Annotated in this window: 17 protein-coding genes; 8 read left to right on the forward strand and 9 right to left on the reverse strand. The window is 71.1% G+C overall.

The window, feature by feature from the left end:
* Window positions 1-61: 61 nt before the first annotated feature.
* Entirely contained in the window at window positions 62-679 is a 618-nt protein-coding gene (locus STVA_RS24465) for an NIPSNAP family protein (RefSeq protein ID WP_123691115.1), read from the reverse strand.
* Between the two features lie 98 nt (window positions 680-777).
* On the opposite strand from STVA_RS24465, the gene STVA_RS24470 reads away from it, so the two are divergent.
* From STVA_RS24470 to STVA_RS24480, 3 genes are read left to right on the forward strand one after another with little or no spacing between them, the layout of a single operon-like run.
* Window positions 778-1812, forward strand: coding sequence for a P1 family peptidase (locus tag STVA_RS24470; RefSeq protein WP_123691113.1), 1035 nt, complete (start codon window positions 778-780; stop codon window positions 1810-1812).
* 31 nt (window positions 1813-1843) lie between these two features.
* Window positions 1844-3085 carry a 3-sulfinopropanoyl-CoA desulfinase gene (gene acdA, locus STVA_RS24475; protein WP_123691111.1) on the forward strand — a complete coding sequence of 414 codons (1242 nt, stop codon included), beginning with the start codon at window positions 1844-1846 and terminating at the stop codon, window positions 3083-3085.
* The gene (locus STVA_RS24480; protein ID WP_123691109.1) at window positions 3072-4694 is read left to right on the forward strand and encodes a thiamine pyrophosphate-binding protein; all 1623 of its coding nucleotides are present in this window, start codon (window positions 3072-3074) and stop codon (window positions 4692-4694) included. Before acdA ends, STVA_RS24480 begins: the two co-directional genes overlap by 14 nt.
* Before the next feature lie 7 nt (window positions 4695-4701).
* On the opposite strand, the gene STVA_RS24485 is transcribed toward STVA_RS24480, so the two are convergent.
* From STVA_RS24485 to STVA_RS24495, 3 genes are all read right to left on the reverse strand, one after another.
* Window positions 4702-5883 (reverse strand): CoA transferase, encoded by a 1182-nt coding sequence (locus STVA_RS24485; RefSeq protein ID WP_338092719.1) that lies wholly within the window; start codon window positions 5881-5883, stop codon window positions 4702-4704.
* Window positions 5884-6109: 226 nt separating this feature from the next.
* Window positions 6110-7042 carry an NAD-binding protein gene (locus STVA_RS24490; RefSeq protein ID WP_123691105.1) on the reverse strand — a complete coding sequence of 311 codons (933 nt, stop codon included), beginning with the start codon at window positions 7040-7042 and terminating at the stop codon, window positions 6110-6112.
* Window positions 7043-7071: 29 nt separating this feature from the next.
* The gene (locus tag STVA_RS24495; protein WP_123691103.1) at window positions 7072-8130 is read right to left on the reverse strand and encodes a tartrate dehydrogenase; all 1059 of its coding nucleotides are present in this window, start codon (window positions 8128-8130) and stop codon (window positions 7072-7074) included.
* A gap of 223 nt (window positions 8131-8353) precedes the next feature.
* Between STVA_RS24495 and STVA_RS24500 the strand changes: the two genes are divergently transcribed.
* The 4 genes from STVA_RS24500 to STVA_RS24515 all read left to right on the forward strand — a co-directional run bounded on the left by STVA_RS24500 (window position 8354) and on the right by STVA_RS24515 (window position 13162).
* Window positions 8354-9748 carry a calcium-binding protein gene (locus tag STVA_RS24500; RefSeq protein WP_123691100.1) on the forward strand — a complete coding sequence of 465 codons (1395 nt, stop codon included), beginning with the start codon at window positions 8354-8356 and terminating at the stop codon, window positions 9746-9748.
* A gap of 151 nt (window positions 9749-9899) precedes the next feature.
* The gene (locus STVA_RS24505) at window positions 9900-10922 is read left to right on the forward strand and encodes a calcium-binding protein (protein WP_123691098.1); all 1023 of its coding nucleotides are present in this window, start codon (window positions 9900-9902) and stop codon (window positions 10920-10922) included.
* Between the two features lie 174 nt (window positions 10923-11096).
* Window positions 11097-12464, forward strand: a complete 1368-nt coding sequence (gene creD, locus STVA_RS24510) for a cell envelope integrity protein CreD (protein WP_123691096.1) — start codon at window positions 11097-11099, stop codon at window positions 12462-12464.
* Window positions 12465-12553: 89 nt separating this feature from the next.
* Window positions 12554-13162: a hypothetical protein gene (locus tag STVA_RS24515; RefSeq protein ID WP_123691095.1), complete on the forward strand. Its 609-nt coding sequence runs from the start codon at window positions 12554-12556 to the stop codon at window positions 13160-13162.
* A gap of 35 nt (window positions 13163-13197) precedes the next feature.
* Here the strand turns inward: STVA_RS24515 and STVA_RS24520 are convergent, their stop codons facing one another.
* The 4 genes from STVA_RS24520 to STVA_RS24535 are packed head-to-tail and all read right to left on the reverse strand — an operon-like array spanning window position 13198 to window position 16189.
* Window positions 13198-13995, reverse strand: coding sequence for a PhzF family phenazine biosynthesis protein (locus tag STVA_RS24520; protein ID WP_123691094.1), 798 nt, complete (start codon window positions 13993-13995; stop codon window positions 13198-13200).
* A 13-nt stretch (window positions 13996-14008) separates the two neighbouring features.
* Window positions 14009-15136, reverse strand: coding sequence for a trans-sulfuration enzyme family protein (locus STVA_RS24525; RefSeq protein WP_123691093.1), 1128 nt, complete (start codon window positions 15134-15136; stop codon window positions 14009-14011).
* A 25-nt stretch (window positions 15137-15161) separates the two neighbouring features.
* Window positions 15162-15911 (reverse strand): pyridoxine 5'-phosphate synthase, encoded by a 750-nt coding sequence (locus tag STVA_RS24530; RefSeq protein WP_246782843.1) that lies wholly within the window; start codon window positions 15909-15911, stop codon window positions 15162-15164.
* A 56-nt stretch (window positions 15912-15967) separates the two neighbouring features.
* Window positions 15968-16189, reverse strand: coding sequence for a DUF1127 domain-containing protein (locus STVA_RS24535; protein WP_123691091.1), 222 nt, complete (start codon window positions 16187-16189; stop codon window positions 15968-15970).
* Between the two features lie 91 nt (window positions 16190-16280).
* Here STVA_RS24535 and ehuR point away from each other — a divergent pair, with 91 nt between their 5' ends.
* The gene (ehuR, locus tag STVA_RS24540; RefSeq protein WP_123691089.1) at window positions 16281-17678 is read left to right on the forward strand and encodes a MocR-like ectoine utilization transcription factor EhuR; all 1398 of its coding nucleotides are present in this window, start codon (window positions 16281-16283) and stop codon (window positions 17676-17678) included.
* Window positions 17679-17690: 12 nt separating this feature from the next.
* On the opposite strand, the gene STVA_RS24545 is transcribed toward ehuR, so the two are convergent.
* Window positions 17691-18083, reverse strand: coding sequence for a hypothetical protein (locus STVA_RS24545; protein ID WP_123691087.1), 393 nt, complete (start codon window positions 18081-18083; stop codon window positions 17691-17693).
* Window positions 18084-18096: the final 13 nt, after the last annotated feature.

The raw sequence follows: 18096 nt of genomic DNA on the forward strand, positions 1-18096 counted from the left end.
CACCTACCGGTTACGGCCGTTTGGCCGATCCCAAGATCGGCCAAACGGCAACCATGAAGCATCACTGCGTCGGCGAGAAAGTCGCTGGCAGGTACAGCTCGGACTTCATGTCGATCAGCCGGTCGGTGCGGCCCTTGGGCGGCCACAGGCCCTTCTGCTGCGCCTCGGTGCGGATCTCCAGGCGGGCGTTCATGCTGGCATAGGGCCAGATATGGACGAAGCGGGTGCCGTTGCCGGTGACCGAATACATGCCGACCAGCGGCGTCGAGAGCGCCAGGCGGCCAGGCAGCGTCTCCTCCCAGCCGGCGATGGTGGGCGCCAGGCCGTGCGGGGCCATCATGTAGGTGCGCACCTCGTAGACCGGGCCGTACTTGCCCGGCCGGATCGCCGGCAGGAAGGGGAAGGGCTGGTAGGCATCCATCGTCCGCGACACGGTGACGTCGCCGATGCCGAACGGGTTGTCGGATTCGGTGATCGCGGCATGGTCGGCCAGCAGGCCGGCGCGGTCGTCGCCATAGCCGCGCAGGACCATGATGGTGTTCAGCAGCCCGACCTCCGCCACCCAGCAGCCGAGCAGTTCGCCCGACGATGCCGTCGAGGACAGCCAGGCTTCCAGGCGCGGCAGGGCCTGGGCGACCGTCGCCGGGCGCAGGGTCAGCGTCGTCAGATCGTAGAGCATCGGGGGCGTTCCTTCCGCGCGTCGTTGCGGGGTGCGGCCCCGCCTTCGTCTCTTCAATGATTGCCACGGAAGGCGGGCGTTCGGATAGGGTGTGCGCCATGCCGATCGCACCCGTTTCACCCGGTCCTCTGAACCTGATCACCGACGTCGCCGGCTTGGCCGTCGGCAATGCCCAGGATGCGCGCGTGCGCTCGGGCGTGACCGTGCTGCTGGCCGACCGGCCGGCCGTGGCTGCCGTCGACGTGCGCGGCGGCGCGCCCGGCACCAGCGAGACCGATGCGCTCGACCTCACCTGCATCGCCGGCGGGCGGATCGAGGCGCTGGTGCTGTCGGGCGGGTCCGCCTTCGGGCTCGACGCCGCGTCGGGCACGCGGCAGTGGCTGGCCCGCGCCGGCCGCGGGCTGGCCTTCGGCGGCACCGTCGTGCCCGTGGTGCCGACCGCCATCCTGTTCGACCTGACCAATGGCGGCGACAAGGCGTGGGGCGACGAGCCGCCCTATCGCCGGCTGGCGGCACTGGCCTGCGATGCCGCCGCCGACCGGTTCGACCTGGGCAATGCCGGGGCGGGCATGGGTGCCCGCGCCGGACAGTTGAAGGGCGGGCTCGGCAGCGCCTCCTGGCGGCTGGCCGAGGGGCCGACGGTGGGCGCGCTGGTCGCCGCCAACCCGTGGGGCAGCGTCATCCATCCCGGTACCGACAGCTTCCACGCCTGGGCGCTGGAGCAGGCGGGTGAACTGGGTGGCCAGGCGCCGCCCGACCGGCCATTCGACGTGGCCCAGGACCTGGACGGCAAGCGCGCCATCCCCGGCGGCAACACCACCATCGGCATCGTGGCGACCGACGCCGACCTGACCCAGACAGAAGCCCGTCGCCTGGCGCTGATGGCCCATGACGGCTTCGCGCGCGCCATCCGCCCGGTCCACACGCCCTTTGACGGGGACACCATCTTCGCCATCGCCACCGGCCGCACCCCCCTGCCGGAGCCGCGGCCCATGTGGCTGGCGCGGCTGGGCACGCTGGCGGCCGATTGCATGGCGCGCGCCATCGCCCGCGGCGTATATGCCGCCGATACCATCGGCCCGATCGAGGGCTACAAGGACTTCCGCGCCCGGCTGCGGGCCGGCCGGGGCTGACCATCCGTTTGGAAGCAGGAGACGCGTTGCCATGCCATTGGGTTTGACCACCGAGGAGCGCGCGCTGCAGGCACGCGCGGCCGAATTCGCCGCGACGGTGGTACGTCCGCAGGCGGCCGAGACCGACCGGTCGGAGCAGTATCCCTGGGACGTGGTGAAGGCCCTGGCCGCGGCCGGCTTCACCGGCATGACCGTGCCCCGCGCCTATGGCGGCCAGGGGGCGTCGTTCCTGGATGCAGTCCTGGTGATCGAGGAGATGGCCAAGGCCTGCACCGTCACCGCGCGCATCGTGGTCGAGGCCAACATGGGGGCGATCTCGACCGTCATGGCCTATGGCAGCGAGCGCCAGAAGCGGATGGCGGCCGACCTGGTCCTGGCCGGCGACAAGCCCGCCATCTGCATCACCGAGCCCGATGCCGGCAGCGATGCCACCGCCATGACGACCAGGGCCGACCGCGTCGGCGACCGCTTCGTCCTGAATGGCCGCAAGCACTGGATCACCGGTGCCGGCGTGTCGAAGCTGCACCTGATCTTCGCCCGCGCCTTCGACGAGAAGGGCCGCAACCTCGGCATCGGCGGCTTCCTGGCGGTGCGCGGCGAGGCGCCCGGGCTGAAGATGGTGCGGCGCGAGCAGACCATGGGCCTGCGTGGCATGCCCGAAGGTGAGCTGGCGTTCGAGGACCTGGAGGTGGCCGACGACATGGTGGTGATGCCGCCATCGGGCTGGGCGCGCGGCTTCGGCGACCTGATCAACGCCTACAACAGCCAGCGTGTCGGCGCCGGCACGGTGGCGATGGGCGTCGCCGCCGGCGCTTTCGAGCATGCCGTCGCCTTCGCCAAGGAGCGCGAGCAGTTCGGCCGGCCGATCGGCGAGTTCCAGGGCCTGCAATGGATGCTGGCCGACATGCAGACGCAACTGACAGCATCGCGCCTGATGCTCTATGCCGCCGCCCGGTCGCGCGGGCCGAACGGCAGCGCCTTCCCCGACCCCGCACTGGCCGCCCAGGCCAAGATCTTCGCCTCGGAAGCCGCCGTCCGCATCGCCAACGACGCGCTCCAGCTACACGGCGCGCGCGGCTATTCCCGCGAGCTGCCGCTGGAACGGATGGTGCGGGACTGCCGGATGTTCACCATCGGCGGCGGCACGGCCCAGGTGCTGCGCACGCTGGTGGCATCGAAGATCCTGGGCTGGAAGCTGCCGCAGACGCGCGACGGCTATGTCCGCAACAACCCGCCCGGTGCCGCGGGCTCGGGACGCGATGCCGCGGAATAGGGCCGCCGACCTGCTGGCACGCCGGCTCCACGAGGCGGGCTGCCGCCTGGCGTTCGGGATGCCGGGCGGCGAGGTGCTGACGATCGTCGACGCGCTTGAGGCCGCCGGCATCCGCTTCGTGCTGGCCCGGCACGAGAATGCCGCCGGCTTCATGGCCGAGGGTGCCTGGCACATGACGGGTGCGCCCGGCATCCTGGTGGCGACGGTGGGTCCGGGCGCGGCCAACGCCGTCAATGTGGCCGCCAACGCCGACCAGGACCGCGTGCCGCTGATCGTGCTGACCGGCTGCGTGGATGCCGACGAGGCGCTGACCTATACCCACCAGGTGTTCGACCACCGCGCCGTCTTCCAGCCGGTGACGCGTGCGACCTTCACCCTGACGGCGGCCGGCGCTGGCCTCATCGCCGACAAGGCCGTGGCGATCGCCACCGCCGACCGGCCCGGACCGGTGCATATCGACGTGCCGATCTCGGTCGCCGACACGGTCGTGGCCGAGCCGCTGGTGTCGCGCCACCGCCCCGCCGCACCGGCCGCCCCCGCCGAGGGCGAGGCGCTGGAGACCGCACGGCGCTGGCTGGCGGATGCACGCCGGCCGGTGATGATCGCCGGGCTGGACGTGCCCAACCAGGGCGCGGACGCTGACCTGCGTGCCTTTGCGGAGGCCCATGGCGTGCCGGTCATCACCACGTACAAGGCCAAGGGCGTCATCCCGGAGGACCATCCGCTGGCGCTGGGCGGTGCCGGCCTGTCGCCGCTGGCCGACACCATCCTGCTGCCGCTGGTCCGCGCGGCCGACCTGGTGCTGCTGGTGGGCTACGACCCGATCGAGATGCGGGTGGGCTGGCGCGACCCCTGGGACCCCGACCGCCAGCGGGTGGTGGAGTTCGCCGCCGCGGCCAACCGCCATTACATGCACCACGCCACGATCGGCTTCGTCTGCGATGTCGGCGAGGGGCTGAAGGCGCTCGGCCGCGGCGTGGCCGCCGATCCCGTCAAGTGGGCCGATGGGCAGGCCACCCAGGCCCGCCGCCGGCACCACGAGGCCTTCGCCTCGAACGGCGCCTGGGGGCCGGCGGCGATCGTCGAGACAGTCCGCCGGATCTTCCCGCGCGACACCGTCGCCACCGTCGATTCCGGCGCCCACCGCATCCTGATGAGCCAGCTCTGGGAGACCTACGCCCCGCGCGGCGTGCTGCAGTCGAGCGGCCTGTGCACCATGGGATGCGCCCTGCCCCTGGCCATCGGGGCACAGATTGCCGACCCGGCCCGGCCGGTCGTCGCCTTCACCGGCGATGCCGGCCTGCTGATGGTGCTGGGCGAGCTGTCGACCCTGGCCGATCTGGCCCTGCCCGTGACGGTCGTCGTCTTCGTCGATGCCTGCCTCAGCCTGATCGAGATGAAGCAGCGGTCGCGGCAGTTGCCGGCGGCGGGCGTGGACTTCGTCGGCCACGATTTTGCCGCCATCGCCCGCGCCATGGGCGGTGCCGGCGAGACCGTGCGCGACATGGCCGGCCTGGAGGCGGCCCTGCTGGCGGCCCGCGCCCGGACCGACCGCTTCACGGTGATCGGCGCGGTCATCGACCGCCAGGCCTATGACGGGCGGATCTGACGCCCGATCAGGCGGCCGGCCACTCGGCCGGGTGGCTGGCGAGCGGTGACGGCGGCCGGTCCCAGCGGGGCGGCGTCGCCGACATCCGCAGGGCCGGCTTCAGGTGGCGCAGCCGGCCGAAGGGGCTGGCCGTCTCGATCATCAGATCGGCGCCGGCATCGCGCGCGGGATCGGGGATGGCGAAGGCGGCCGCCCGGTCCGGCACCCGGCCCAGCGCGTCCAGCCAACGGGCCGTGGCCGCCAGCGACAGGCGCACACACCAACTGCCGCCCTCGTCGGCGCGGCGGGCCAGCGCCACCATGGTGCCGAAGGCGGCCAGATAGGCGGTGGCATAGTCCAGCGCCTGGGCCGGCAGGTGGTGCGGGCGGTCATGGATGCCGCCGCCCGCTTCGTCGGCCGCGAGGCCGGAGGCCGTCTGCACCAGCGTGTCGAACCCGCGTCGCGCCCCCCAGGGCCCCGCCTCGCCATAGGCCGAGAGCCGGACCAGCACGATGCCCGGGTGACGGCGCGCGAGTTCGGCCGCGCCGAAGCCCCGGCCGGCCAGCGCATCCGGCCGGTAGGCATCGATCATCACGTCGGCATCGGCCAGCAGACCATGCAGCCGGTCGCGACCGCCGGGCGCATCCAGGTCGATCTCGGCATTCACCTTGCCATGGCCGGTATCGAGCAGCAGCGGGGCGACGAAGGGCAGATGCGGCGCACTGATGCGCATCACCGTGGCGCCATGCTCGGCCAGGGTCCGTCCGGCGACCGGCCCGGCTATCACCCGGCTGAGGTCGAGCACGCGGATACCGGCCAACGGCCGGTTACCGGCACCCCGATGATCGACCGACCTGCGCGGCGCATCTCCGATGCGCACAATTTCCACCAGCGGCATCACCGCCACCGCCCGACCTTGCGGGTGGGCCTGCCACTCCTCGCCGCTGCGTAGCATGGCCGCGCACATGCCGGCCGCGGCCAGCCGGTCCTCCAGCGCCTGGGCGGTCCAGCCGGCGACCTTGGCGGCCACGTCCGCCCGGTCGTTCGCGGCACCCAGCACCGCCAGGATGCCGTCGCGATGGGGGGGGAAGTTGCAGTGGAACTGTACCCAGCGCCCGTCGCCCGCCTGGTAGAAGCCCGATATCGGGCTCCACGGGCTTTCGGGTGCTGCATCGTCGACCAGGACATGGCGCTCGGTGCGCAGCGCCAATGCAGCCGCGCGCAAATCTATCGCGACCGTCTGCGCCCCTCCGCCCCGCCGCCGCCACAGATCGGCCGCCGCCAGCCCGACCGCCCCCAGGCTGGCCGCCCGGCGGTGCCAAGCAGGAACCCTGATGGCAGCACCGGGTCGGCCCCGGTGATCGTCACAGCCGCGGCCAGCGCCGGGTTCAGGCCGGCCGCGGCCAGGACCTGTTCCAGTGCTGCCTGCGGCGCGGTCACTTCCGGCTGCCCTTGCCGGCAGCGCCCGCGACCGAGATGCCGGCCAGCATCTCGTAGACCTTGACCACCGCGCTATCGTCGATGCGGCCATGGCCGGCGGCAGCCGCGGCCAGGAACTGCTGATGGGCGGCGGCCGCGATCGGCAGCGGGAAGCGCAGGTTGCGCCCGCCATCCAGTACGATGCCCAGGTCCTTCACGAAGATCTCGACCGCGCTGGTCGGCGTGAAATCCCCCTTCACCATGCGCGCGCCGCGGTTCTCGAACATCCAGGAGCGCGCGGCGCCGCCGGTCACCACGTCGAAGAACTGGGCGGGGTCGACGCCGGCTCGGGTCGCCAGCGCCAGCGCCTCGGCCGCGGCCGCGATATGGACGCCGGCCAGAAGCTGGTGGGCCATCTTCATGGTGGAGCCCTTGCCGGGCTCCGTGCCGACGCGGAACATGCGGGCCGAATAGCGCGCCATGGACGGCTCGGCCGCCGCGAAAGCCGCATCCGAGCCCGACGCCATGATGGTCAGCGTGCCCGATTCCGCCCCGCCCTTGCCGCCGGTCACGGGCGCGTCGACGAAGCCGAAGCCCGCCGCGGCCAGCCGCCGGCCCAGCCCCTCGGCATAGGCGGGCGGCACGGTCGCGTGAAGGACGATGGTGGACCCGGCCGGCAGCACGGCGAGCGCGCCGCCCTCGCCGAACAGCACCGCATCGGCCTGGGCGTCGGTCGCGACCATCAGGATCAGCAGCCCGGCGCCGTCGGCCGCCTCGGCGACGGAGGCGGCCCCTCGCCCGCCCGCCGCCACGAACTGCTCGATCGCGGCCGGCACCACGTCATAGCCGGTGACGTTGCTGCCGCCCTCCACCTGGTTGGTGCGGGCCAGGTTGGCCGCCATGCCGGCGCCCATGGCGCCGAGCCCGATGAATCCGATGCCCGTCGCCATGTTCGCCCCCTCCGGTCGGTGTCGTTCGATCAGCCGAGCGCGGCCGCGATGGCCTCGCCCAGGTCGCTGGTGCGGGCCTGGCCGCCCAGGTCGGGCGTGCGCGGCCCGCCCTCGGACAGCACCGTCTCGATCGCGCGCTCGATCGCCTCGGCTGCGGCATGCTCGCCCAGATGCTCCAGCATCATGGCCGCCGACCAGATCTGGCCGACCGGGTTGGCGATGCCCTTGCCGGCGATGTCCGGCGCCGAGCCATGCACCGGCTCGAACATCGAGGGGTGCTTGCGCTCGGGGTTGATGTTGCCCGACGGCGCGATGCCGATCGAGCCCGTCACCGCCGGCCCCAGGTCGGACAGGATGTCGCCGAACAGGTTGGAGCCGACGACCACGTCGAAGCGGTCCGGATAGCGCACGAAATGCGCGGTCAGGATGTCGATGTGGTACTGGTCCATCTTCACCTCGGGGAAGTTCTTTCCCATCTCGGCGAAGCGCTCGTCCCAGTAGGGCATCGTGTGGATGATGCCGTTGGACTTGGTGGCCGACGTCAGGTGCTTCTTGCGCTTCATCGCCAGCTCGAAGGCAAAGCGCAGGATGCGGTCGACGCCGCGGCGGGTGAACACCGTCTCCTGCATCGCCAGCTCGTTCTCGGTGCCGACATAGAGGCGCCCGCCGATCTCGGAATACTCGCCCTCGCAGTTCTCGCGCACGACGTAGAAGTCGATGTCGCCCGGCTCGCGCCCGCGCAAGGGGGATTCCACGCCCTTCATCAGGCGCACGGGGCGCAGGTTCACATACTGGTCGAAGTGCCGGCGGATCGGAATCAGCAGGCCCCACAGCGAGACGTGGTCAGGCACGCCCGGCCAGCCGACCGCACCCAGGAAGATGGAGTCATGGGTCGAGAGCTGCTGCAGCCCGTCCTCGGGCATGAAGCGGCCGGTCTCGTGGAAGCGCTGGCAGCTCCAGTCGAAATGGGTGGCCTCGACCTTGAAGCCGAAGCGCCGGCCGGCGGCCTCGAGCACGCGCAGGCCCTCCGGAACGACCTCCTTGCCGATGCCGTCGCCGGGAATGACCGCGATCTTGTGGCTGCGCATGCTGTCCTCCGCCTATCCGCTATTGCCGCACTGGAACGGTCTGGCGGTATAGCCGGGCGGCCGCAGGATGACCAGCGCCCGACCCCGCCGCAGTCGCAGGTTTCGATTGCCGCCGGCCCCGGCTGCGGCCACCATCGTCCAGGCGACCAACCGGCGGGGAATCGACTAGCGGCCATCGACCGCGGTCCATCGGCCGGTGGGTGCCTATGGGGGGCAGGGCGCGATGGCCGACGGAACCAGTGGCCCGGATTTCTTCGAGGACACCAGCGGCGACGACGTCTTCTTCGGGTTCGAGGGCGACGACACGGTGCTGGGCCTGGGCGGCGACGACTTCCTCGACCTCGGCCCCGGCGCCGACCTGGGCGACGGGGGCAATGGCGACGATTTCCTGATTGGCGGGGCCGGCGGCGACACGCTGCTGGGCGGGCCCGGCGTCGATTCCATATTCGGCGGCACCAACATCGACAATGTCGACAGCGGCGACGACCGGATCGAGGCGGGAGATGCCGACGACGCCGTGCTGGGCGGCGACGGCAGCGACACGGTCCTGGGCGAGGCCGGGCAGGACACGATCAACGGCAATGGCGGCAATGATTCGCTGCTGGGCGGCAACGATCCCGACTATCTCCGCGGCGGCACCGACGACGACACGATCCTGGGCGGCAATGGCGACGACTGGCACCTGAACGGCAATGCCGGCCGCGATTCGGTGCTGGGCGGCCCCGGCGCCGACAGCGTCTTCGGCGGCTCGGACGACGACTTCCTGAACGGCCAGCAGGGCGACGACATCCTCAGCGGCGACCGCGGCGACGACTATATCCAGGCCGGCGACGGCAACGACATCGCCTATGGCGGCGAAGGCAGCGACGCCGCGATGTTCGGCGATGGCGGCGCCGACACGCTCTCGGGCGGCGATGGCCATGACGGGCTGCAGGGCGGCGCCGGCGACGACCTGCTCTATGGCGAGGCCGGGCAGGACTTCCTCCAGGGCGACGACGGCCAGGACGGCCTGTTCGGCGGCCCCGATCGCGACATCCTGTTCGGCGATGAGGGCAACGACACGATCCTGGGCGGGGGCGGCGACGACAACGCGTTCGGCAGCGGCGACGACGACCGGGTGGAAGGCCAGGCCGGCAACGACAGCCTGAACGGCGGTGCGGGCGACGATTCGCTGTTCGGCGGCGACGACGACGACCTGCTGAACGGTGCCGACGGCATCGACGGGCTGGATGGCGGCAACGGCGCCGACACGCTGCTGGGCGGGGTCGGCGACGATGGGCTGGACGGCGGCGACGGCGAGGACGACCTGCGCGGCGAGGATGGCGACGATCGGCTGGACGGCGGTGCCGGGACCGACACCCTGTGGGGCGGCGCCGGCGCCGACCGTTTCGAATTCGCCGAGACGGGCGGGATCGAACTGGTGGTCGACTTCAGCCCCGGCGAGGACGTGCTGGCGCTGGCCGCCGGTCTGGGCGGGATCGTCAATGCGAACGGCGCGCTGGCGCGGCTGTCGATCGCGGGCAGCGCCATGCGGCTCGACCTCGGCGAGGGCGATGCCATCCTGCTGGCGGGCGTGGCGCCGGGGCAGATCACCGCCGCCGATATCGTTTTCTATTGAATCGGGAGGGCGATGAACCGGCCGATGGGGTCGTGCGACGGAGGGATCACGGAGGAGATGCCGGCGGTGGGACGCCGGCGCCAACCAGACCACCCCCCGGCCGCCGCGGCCAAGACCGCAGCCGCCAGGGGATAACAGGAGGACCCTGATCATGGCGAACGGCACCAGCGGCGGCGATCTCTTCACCGGCACCGGCATCGGCGACGAGTACTATGCCCTCGACGGCAACGACACCGTCTCGGGCCTGGGCGGCAACGACACGCTCGACCTCGGCCCGGGCGCCGACTCCGCCCTCGGCGGCGACGGCGACGACCTCGTCAATGGCAGCGCCGGCAACGACACGATGTTCGGCGGGCCGGGCAACGACTACCTCTTCGGCGGCACCAACCTCAGCAACGACGCCACCGGCCTCGACCAGATGTTCGGCGGCGACGGCAACGACATCATGCTGGGCGGCGACAGCAACGACACGCTCGACGGCGAGGGCGGCGACGACGAGATCAACGGCAATACCGGCAACGACCTGGTCGACGGCGGCACCGGTGCCGACTTCGCCCGCGGCGGCCAGGGCACCGACACGGTGTTCGGCGGGATCGGCAACGACTGGCACGTCAACGGCAATATCGGCAACGACCTGGTCTATGGCGGCGACGGCGACGACACCGTCTATGGCGGCCAGGGCGCCGACAGCATGTGGGGCGAGGCCGGCAACGACTGGATGAGCGGCGACCTCAACGATGACACCATGGTCGGCGGAATTGGCGCCGACACGCTGTATGGCGGCCAGGGCGAAGACGAGCTGCATGGCGGGACCAGCAACGACGTGATCAACGGCGGTTCCGGCAACGATCTGCTCTACGGCGACACCGGTAACGACGTGTTCGTGTTCAATAGCGGCAGCGGCGGTCTCGACGGCATCTTCGGCTTCAACCCCGCCTTCGATGTGATCGACCTTGCCAACAACATCAACTCCACGTCGATCAACACCGATGGCGAGGCACTGGCCGCGTCCTTCCTGTTCTTCGGGGCCACAGCCATCGATCTCGGGGACGACAATTTCATCCTGCTCTATGATGTCACGCCCGATCAGCTCACCGGCGCCAACTTCACCTTCCATGACGAGCTGATCCTGCTGCCACCAGTCATCATCATCGACCCTATCCTGGTCATCTGACCGGATACGCGACCAGCCGGCCGGGATGGGTGCCACGGCACCCATCCCGGCCGGAACTGTTTCGGGCTTCCTCGCGCGCCGCCTTGGATCGGCCTGCATCCCGCCCCGCGGGTGCCTCGCTGCCGTCACCGTCGGCTTCCAGCCTGTAGGCGCCTGTCCACCCTCGGAGCCGCCATGACCGCTGCCGGTCCAGTCAGCCCAATCCCCGCCCGCCTGCGCGGTGGCCCCGCCGTGAAGGTGGTGCTGGTCGGCATGCTGGTCTTCGCGCTGCTGATCCCCCTCTTCCTGGTCCATGACGCGATCCAGGAGCGCCATGGCCGCCACCGCGAGGCGGTGGCCGAGATCGGCTTTGCCTGGGGCCGGCCGCAGGCGCTGGTCGGGCCGGTGCTGGTGGTGCCCTATGCCGAGGACCGCAAGGACACCGACGGACGGGTGGTGACGCTGCGCCACCGCCTCTTTCTCTTTCCCGAGCGCCTGGAGGTCGCGGGCGAACTCGCGCCGGAGGTACGCTACCGCGGCCTGTTCGAGGCCGTCGTCTATCGCGCCGACGTGAAGGTGCGGGCCAGCTTCACCCAGCCCGACCTGCAGGCCCTGGCCGGTCCACGGGCGCGCATCGAGCCGCGGGAGGCCTATCTCGCCGTCGGCCTGTCGGACCCGCGCAGCATCGATCCGGGCTTCGCCCTGACGGTGGATGGCCGGGCCGTGGCGACCGCCCCCGATTCGGGCCTGCGGTCGGGCAGCCTGTCCTGGCTGCGCGGCGCCCTGCCGGTGGAGGCGGACGGCACGGGCCGGTCCTTCGCAGTTGCCTTCGACATGCGCTTCAACGGCAGCGAGCGGCTGCTGTTCGCGCCGCTGGGCAAGGACACCCGGGCCACGCTGGGTGGGGCGTGGCCGAGCCCCAGCTTCACCGGCGCCTTCCTGCCGACCGACCGGCGCGTCACCGACGATCGCTTCGATGCGAGCTGGGCCGTGTCCTGGTTCGGCCGCGGCTTCGGCGAAAGCTGGGCCGGCGGCGAGGCGGGCGACCCCGGGCAAACGCTGGAGGCCTCGCTCTTCGGCGCCACCCTGCTGCAGACCGTCAGCCCCTACCGCCTGGTGGAGCGCGCGGCCAAGTACGGCATCCTCTTCCTGGTGCTGACCTTCGCGGTCTACCTGCTGTTCGAGCTGAAGGGCGGCCTGCGCATCGGCATCGTCTCGTACGGGCTGGTCGGCCTGTCGCTGTGCCTCTTCTACATATTGCTGCTGGCCCTCAGCGAACCGTTCGGCTTCGCGCCGGCCTATGGCGCGGCCGCCCTGGCGGTGGTGGTGCAGGCGTCCCTCTACACCTCGGCCGTCAGCCGCAGCCTCGGCCGCGGCGCGCTGTTCGGAGGCCTGCTGGCCGGCCTCTATGGCGTGCTATTCGTGCTGCTGGGGCTGGAGAGCTATGCCCTGCTGCTGGGGGCCGTACTGCTGTTCGCGGCCTTGTCGGCGGTGATGTACCTGACCCGGCGAATCGACTGGCAGGCGCGCGGACCGGTTGAACGAGCGGCGCCAACCGTTTGAGGGAAAAGGCGGCCCGGCGGGCGCCGGTCGACAGCGACCGGCCCTTCGGCTATGTACGTCCGATCGCGATTCCCCCCAAAGGCCGCAGCATGATGCGTCTCCCCCGCTGGCTCTGTCTGGCGGCCCTGGTGGCCGCCACAGGGTGCAACGTTCTTCAGGCCGACGGGGGCGCTTCCACGCCCAAGCCGCAGGCCGCCGCCGTGGCGCCCCCTGCCCCGCCGGCACCGCCGCCGGCGCCCCCGATCAAGTTCGTGCCGTCGGTCGATACCAAGGACCTGCCGTCCAAGTCCTGCGTGACCGAGCGCGACCGCCGCAACGACCTGCTGGTCCGCCTGCAGACCGAGATGTCGGTGACTGGGCTGACTTGCCAGTGGAAGGCCGAGAAGGGCCGCAACCTGCTCGACCTCTATGCCGGGTTCAGCCGGCGCAACCACCAGCGCCTGCTGACGACCCAGGACGAGCACGGCAAATTTCTCGCCCGCTACGAGAAGGGCAGCGCGCCGCGCCTCTTCGACCGCTATCGCACCATCCTCGCCAACGAGGAGATGGCGGTCGCCGGCAAGTTCGGCCACCCCGACTATTGCGCCCACCGCTATGCCCGCTTCAACGAGGTGGCGACGCTGGAGGGCAAGGGCCTGGACACCTGGCTCGATGCGATGGGGAAGACGCGCGAGAAGGAATACAAGGCCTGCAAGTAGGCTGAGGGGCCGGCAGCAGCCGGCCCCGACCCGAGTTACAGGAACAGCTCGCCCTTCATGTAGAGGACGGCCTGGCCGGCGATCGTCACCCGGTCGCCGCGGTCAACGCAGCGCAGGCGACCGCCGCGCGCCGAAAGCTGGTGCGCCTCCATCTCCTGGCGGCCCAGGCGCGCCGACCAATAAGGGATCAGCGTGCAATGGGCCGACCCGGTCACCGGGTCCTCCGGGATGCCCTTGGCCGGGGCGAAGAAGCGCGAGACGAAGTCGCAATCCTCTCCCGGTGCCGTCACCATGACGGCGAACCGGTCAAGCGCGGCCAGTGCCGCCATGTCGGGCTTCAGCGCGCGGATCGCGGCGGCATCCTCGTAGATCGCTACATAGTCGCGCGCCGCCAGGATCTGGCTGGGCGGCGCCCCTAATGCGGCTGTCAGGGCGGCCGCCAGCGCGGCCGGGGCATCGACCGGGGCCGGCGGGCGCGACGGAAAATCCAGCGCCAGCCAGTCCTCGTCCTGCCGGGTCACGCTGATGGTACCGGCCTTCATCGTGCGGAAGCGGATCTCGGGTCGGTCATAGCCCAGTTCGCGATAGAGGACGGCCGCCGTCGCCAGGGTGGCATGGCCGCACAGGTCGACCTCCACCTGGGGGGTGAACCAGCGCAGGCGGAACTCGTCCTCCTCGGGCACGAAGAAGGCGGTCTCCGAAAGGTTGTTCTCGGCCGCGATGAACTGCATGTGGCGCTCGGACAGCCAGGTGTCCAGCGGGCAGACCGCCGCCGGGTTGCCGTCGAACACGCGATCGGTGAAGGCATCGACCTGGTAGATCGGCAGGATCATCTTGGGCACCTTGCTACTGCAGGGTCGAAAGGGCGTGGTCGAGGTCGGCCACCAGGTCCTCGGCGTTCTCCAGCCCGACCGAGACGCGCAGCAGCGACTGCGGCGTCTTGCTGTCCGGCCCCTCGATGGAGGCCCGGTGCTCGATCAGGCTCTCGACGCCGCCCAGGCTGGTGGCGCGGGCGAAGATTTCCACGCCGGCCGCCACCGCCATCGCGGCGTCGCGGCCGCCCCGCACCTCGAAGGACAGCATGCCGCCGAAACGGCGCATCTGCCGGCGGGCCAGGTCGTGGCCGGGATGGCTGGGCAGGCCCGGATAGTGCACCCGCTCGACCATCGGGTGGCCGGCCAGGAACTGCGCCACCACCTCGGCATTGTCGCAATGGACCCGCATGCGGGCGGGAAGGGTGCGGATGCCGCGGCGGATCAGCCAGCAGTCGAAGGGCGAGGGCACGGCCCCGCCCAGGCGCAGCACCGCCAGCAGCCGCTCGAAGAAAGCGTCCTGCCGCCGGGTGACGACGACGCCCCCCAGCACGTCCGAATGGCCACCCAGATACTTCGTCGTCGAATGCATGACGAGATCGCAGCCATGGTCGAGCGGCCGCTGCAGCAGCGGCGTCGCCCAGGTGTTGTCGACCGCGGCCATCGCGCCATGGCGGTGCGCCAGGTCCGCCAGGGCGGCAATGTCGACCATGTGCAACATCGGGTTGGACGGCGTCTCGATCCACAGGAGCCGGGTCGACGGGCGCATCGCCGCCGCAACCGCTGCCGGGTCGCGCATGTCGACGAAATCGAAGGCCAGGCCCCAGCGATCGAACACCTGGCGCAGCACATGGACGGTGCCGTGATAGCTGTCGCCCGGCGCCAGCACATGGGCGCCGGGTTCGAGCGACTGGAAGATGCCAGCGATGGCCGCCATGCCCGACGCGAAGGCCGCCGCCGCCGCCCCGCCTTCCAGCGCGGCCACGGCCTGTTCCAGCTCGGCACGGTTGGGGTTGGAGCTGCGGGTGTAGATGTGCCCCCCGGGGAAGCTGCCGTCCGGGTCACGGGCAAAGGTCGTCGACAGGACGATGGGCGGCGTCACCGCCTGCGACCCCTCGTCGACTTCCGTGCCCGCATGCACCGCCACCGTCTCGATACGCATTCGCGACCACCCTTCCCGATAACGCTCAGAGCCGTGCCAGATACTGCCGCACGGATTCCTGATAGCCGACACGCAACGCGTCGCACACCAGCGCATGGCCGATCGAGACCTCGGCGATCGCCGGAATCGCCCGCAGCAGGAAGGTAAGGTTGTCGAGGTTCAGGTCGTGCCCGGCATTGAGCCCGAGCCCGTGTTCCCCGGCCCAGCCCGCCACCGCCAGATAGGGTTCCAGGGCAGCCTGCTGCCGCGGCGTTCCGAAGGCATGGGCATAGGACTCGGTATAGAGTTCGATGCGGTCGACCCCGAGTTCCTTCAGGATCCGCAACTCATCCGGAGCGGTCGCGTTCGGGTCGATGAAGACGGCGACCCGCACCTTGGCGGCGCGCAGCCGGGCGGTGGTCTCGCCCAGCAGCGTGCGGTTGGGGGCGACCTGCCAGCCGGCATTGCTGGTCAGCGCCTCCGGCGGGTCCGGCACCAGCGTGCACTGATGCGGTGCCACCTCGCAGACCATGGCGAGGAAGTCCTCGGACGGGTAGCCCTCGATGTTGAACTCGATCTCGGGATGGTCTTTCAGCGCGCGGGCGATGTCGTAGACGTCCGTCCGCCGGATGTGCCGCTCGTCCGGTCGCGGATGCACGGTGATGCCGTGGGCGCCGAAGCCAATCGCATCCAGGGCCGCCTGGAGGACGTTCGGATTGTCGTGCCCACGGGAGTTCCGCAGCGTCGCGAACTTGTTGATGTTCACACTGAGCTTGGGTTTCGTCGTCACCATCATAACCCTGACCTTCTCCATGCCGCGAAACCCAAGCCCAGGCCCATGCCGCCGCCGGCCTAGTGGCGCCAGTACACCTTGCCCAGCTGTCGCGATACCTCGTCCGGCGTCATTCCCATGTCGCGCAGCATGCGCGGGTCCAGCGCCGCCAGATGCTGGCGCTGGCGCGCCTGATCCTGCCACCGCAGCAGGGCGAACAGGAAGCGCAACAGGAGGGCGGGCCGCGGCGACGGGGCGCCGAGGGCGACGGGCCGGGACAGGCTGGGTGTGTTGGTGGTCATTGCTCCGTTTCCATGACAGTCCGATCAGTACAATCGGCACATTCAAGGAAACATTGACGCAGCATACGGCGTCAATTTATGAATTGTCCCCATGACAATTTGGCTTCCCCATGTGGCCGACCGGCCCGGCCCGAAGTACCGCGCGATTGCCGATGCGCTGGCCGACGACATCCGCTGCGGCGCGGTGCGGCCGGGCACGCGGCTGCCCACGCACCGCGAGCTGGCCTGGCGTCTGGGCCTGACGGTGGGCACGGTCACCCGCGCCTATGCCGAGGCCGAGCGCCGCGGGCTGATCGCGGGCGAGGTCGGGCGCGGCACCTACGTCCGGGGCGCAGCACCGGCGGACGTGGCCATTTCCTATTCCGCCGCCGACATCGCGGCGCAACCGGCGCTGATCGACCTCAGCCTGAACTTCCCCGTGATCCCGGGCCACGAGGCGGAGCTGGCGTCGGCCCTGCGCCGCCTGGCCGACCGCGGCGACCTGGCGGCCCTGCTGCCCTATCACCCCCATGGCGGCCGGGCCCCGGACCGGGCCGCCGGTGCTGCCTGGATCGCCCGCAGCGGCCTGACGGTGCGGCCCGACGAGGTGGCGGTCACCGCCGGTGGGCAGCACGCGATCCTGGTCTGCCTGGCGGCCGTCGCCGCATCGGGCGACACGGTGCTGGTCGAGAACCTGACCTATCCGGGGGTCAAGGCGGCCGCCGCGCTGCTGGGCCTGAAGCTGGTCGGCGTCGCCATCGACGAGCAGGGCGTGGTGCCCGACCAACTGGCCGCCGCCGCCAGGGCGACCGGCGCCAAGGCACTCTATTGCATGCCGACCCTCCACAACCCGACCGCGGCCGTGATGCCCGAGGCTCGGCGCCGCGCCATCGCCGCCGTGGCGGTGCGCCACGAGATGGCGATCATCGAGGATGATTGCTACGGCTTCCTGGTGCCCGACGCGCCGCCGCCGATCACGGCCATGGGGATCGCCGAGGGGCTGTTCCTGACCAGCCTGTCGAAGAGCATCGCCGCCGGCCAGCGGATCGGCTACGTCACCGCCCGGCCGGGCCGGCTGGAGCGGGTGACCCAGGCGATCCGCGCCACCTCATGGATGGCAAGCCCGCTTGCCGCCACGATCGCCACCGAGTGGATTGCCGATGGCACCGCCCAGCGCATGGTGCGCGAGCGCCGGGCCGAAGCCGCGGCGCGCCAGGCGATGGTCGAGGCCGCCATGCCCGACGCGCGGGCGCCAGGCGCCGCCGTCAGCTACCACGCCTGGCTGCGGCTGCCAGACGCCTGGCGGGCGGACGAGTTCGTGAGCGAGGCGCGTCGGCGCGGCGTCGCGGTGACGCCGCCCACGGCCTTTGCCGTCACCCGCCAGTCGGCGCCGGACGCGGTCCGGATCTGCTATGGCGCGGCGGCCGGGCGCGAAGAGCTGGCACGCGGCCTGTCGATCCTGACCAGCCTCCTGGGCGAGCAGCCCGGCTTGGCGGCCTCTGTCGTGTAGCGGGGCGCCCGCTCACTCCCACTGGATCATGTTGCCGGCGACGAGGCTGCCGCGGCGGACCACCTCGCAGCCGCCGCTGGCCGACACCGTCCAGGGATTCTCGATCTCGATCCGGGCATAGGTCGGCCCCGGGTTGCATTGCACGGCGAAGGCCATGCCACCCGATGGCGTCTGGGCCACCAGCACGAAGCCGGTGACGCTGCCGTCGCCCAGGTTCAGGCCACGCCCGACCGGCCGCGACGGCGCATCGACCGCGCCATCGGCGAAGCGCACGTCCTCGACCATGAGCTGGGTACCGAAGGGATTGGCTGTCATCAGGTTCTGGACCTCGACATAGGCCGCCTGCGCCGTGCCGCCCGCGGCCACCAGGCCGATTGCCGCCACCGCCCCGAGGAATGCTTTCATCGTCGTCCTCCTC

This window comes from Stella humosa, assembly GCF_006738645.1.
Taxonomy (GTDB): Bacteria; Pseudomonadota; Alphaproteobacteria; order ATCC43930; family Allostellaceae; genus Allostella; species Allostella humosa.

Excerpts from the sequence above, each read along its gene's own strand:
- STVA_RS24515 (WP_123691095.1), top strand. The coding sequence starts at position 12,554 with ATGATGCGTCTCCCCCGCTGGCTCTGTCTGGCGGCCCTGGTGGCCGCC.
- STVA_RS24530 (WP_246782843.1), bottom strand. The coding sequence starts at position 15,911 with ATGATGGTGACGACGAAACCCAAGCTCAGTGTGAACATCAACAAGTTC.
- acdA (WP_123691111.1), top strand. The coding sequence starts at position 1,844 with ATGCCATTGGGTTTGACCACCGAGGAGCGCGCGCTGCAGGCACGCGCG.
- STVA_RS24465 (WP_123691115.1), bottom strand. The coding sequence starts at position 679 with ATGCTCTACGATCTGACGACGCTGACCCTGCGCCCGGCGACGGTCGCC.
- STVA_RS24480 (WP_123691109.1), top strand. The coding sequence starts at position 3,072 with ATGCCGCGGAATAGGGCCGCCGACCTGCTGGCACGCCGGCTCCACGAG.
- STVA_RS24535 (WP_123691091.1), bottom strand. The coding sequence starts at position 16,189 with ATGACCACCAACACACCCAGCCTGTCCCGGCCCGTCGCCCTCGGCGCC.
- STVA_RS24490 (WP_123691105.1), bottom strand. The coding sequence starts at position 7,042 with ATGGCGACGGGCATCGGATTCATCGGGCTCGGCGCCATGGGCGCCGGC.
- creD (WP_123691096.1), top strand. The coding sequence starts at position 11,097 with ATGACCGCTGCCGGTCCAGTCAGCCCAATCCCCGCCCGCCTGCGCGGT.
- STVA_RS24525 (WP_123691093.1), bottom strand. The coding sequence starts at position 15,136 with ATGCGTATCGAGACGGTGGCGGTGCATGCGGGCACGGAAGTCGACGAG.
- STVA_RS24500 (WP_123691100.1), top strand. The coding sequence starts at position 8,354 with ATGGCCGACGGAACCAGTGGCCCGGATTTCTTCGAGGACACCAGCGGC.
- STVA_RS24545 (WP_123691087.1), bottom strand. The coding sequence starts at position 18,083 with ATGAAAGCATTCCTCGGGGCGGTGGCGGCAATCGGCCTGGTGGCCGCG.
- STVA_RS24470 (WP_123691113.1), top strand. The coding sequence starts at position 778 with ATGCCGATCGCACCCGTTTCACCCGGTCCTCTGAACCTGATCACCGAC.
- ehuR (WP_123691089.1), top strand. The coding sequence starts at position 16,281 with ATGACAATTTGGCTTCCCCATGTGGCCGACCGGCCCGGCCCGAAGTAC.
- STVA_RS24520 (WP_123691094.1), bottom strand. The coding sequence starts at position 13,995 with ATGATCCTGCCGATCTACCAGGTCGATGCCTTCACCGATCGCGTGTTC.
- STVA_RS24495 (WP_123691103.1), bottom strand. The coding sequence starts at position 8,130 with ATGCGCAGCCACAAGATCGCGGTCATTCCCGGCGACGGCATCGGCAAG.
- STVA_RS24505 (WP_123691098.1), top strand. The coding sequence starts at position 9,900 with ATGGCGAACGGCACCAGCGGCGGCGATCTCTTCACCGGCACCGGCATC.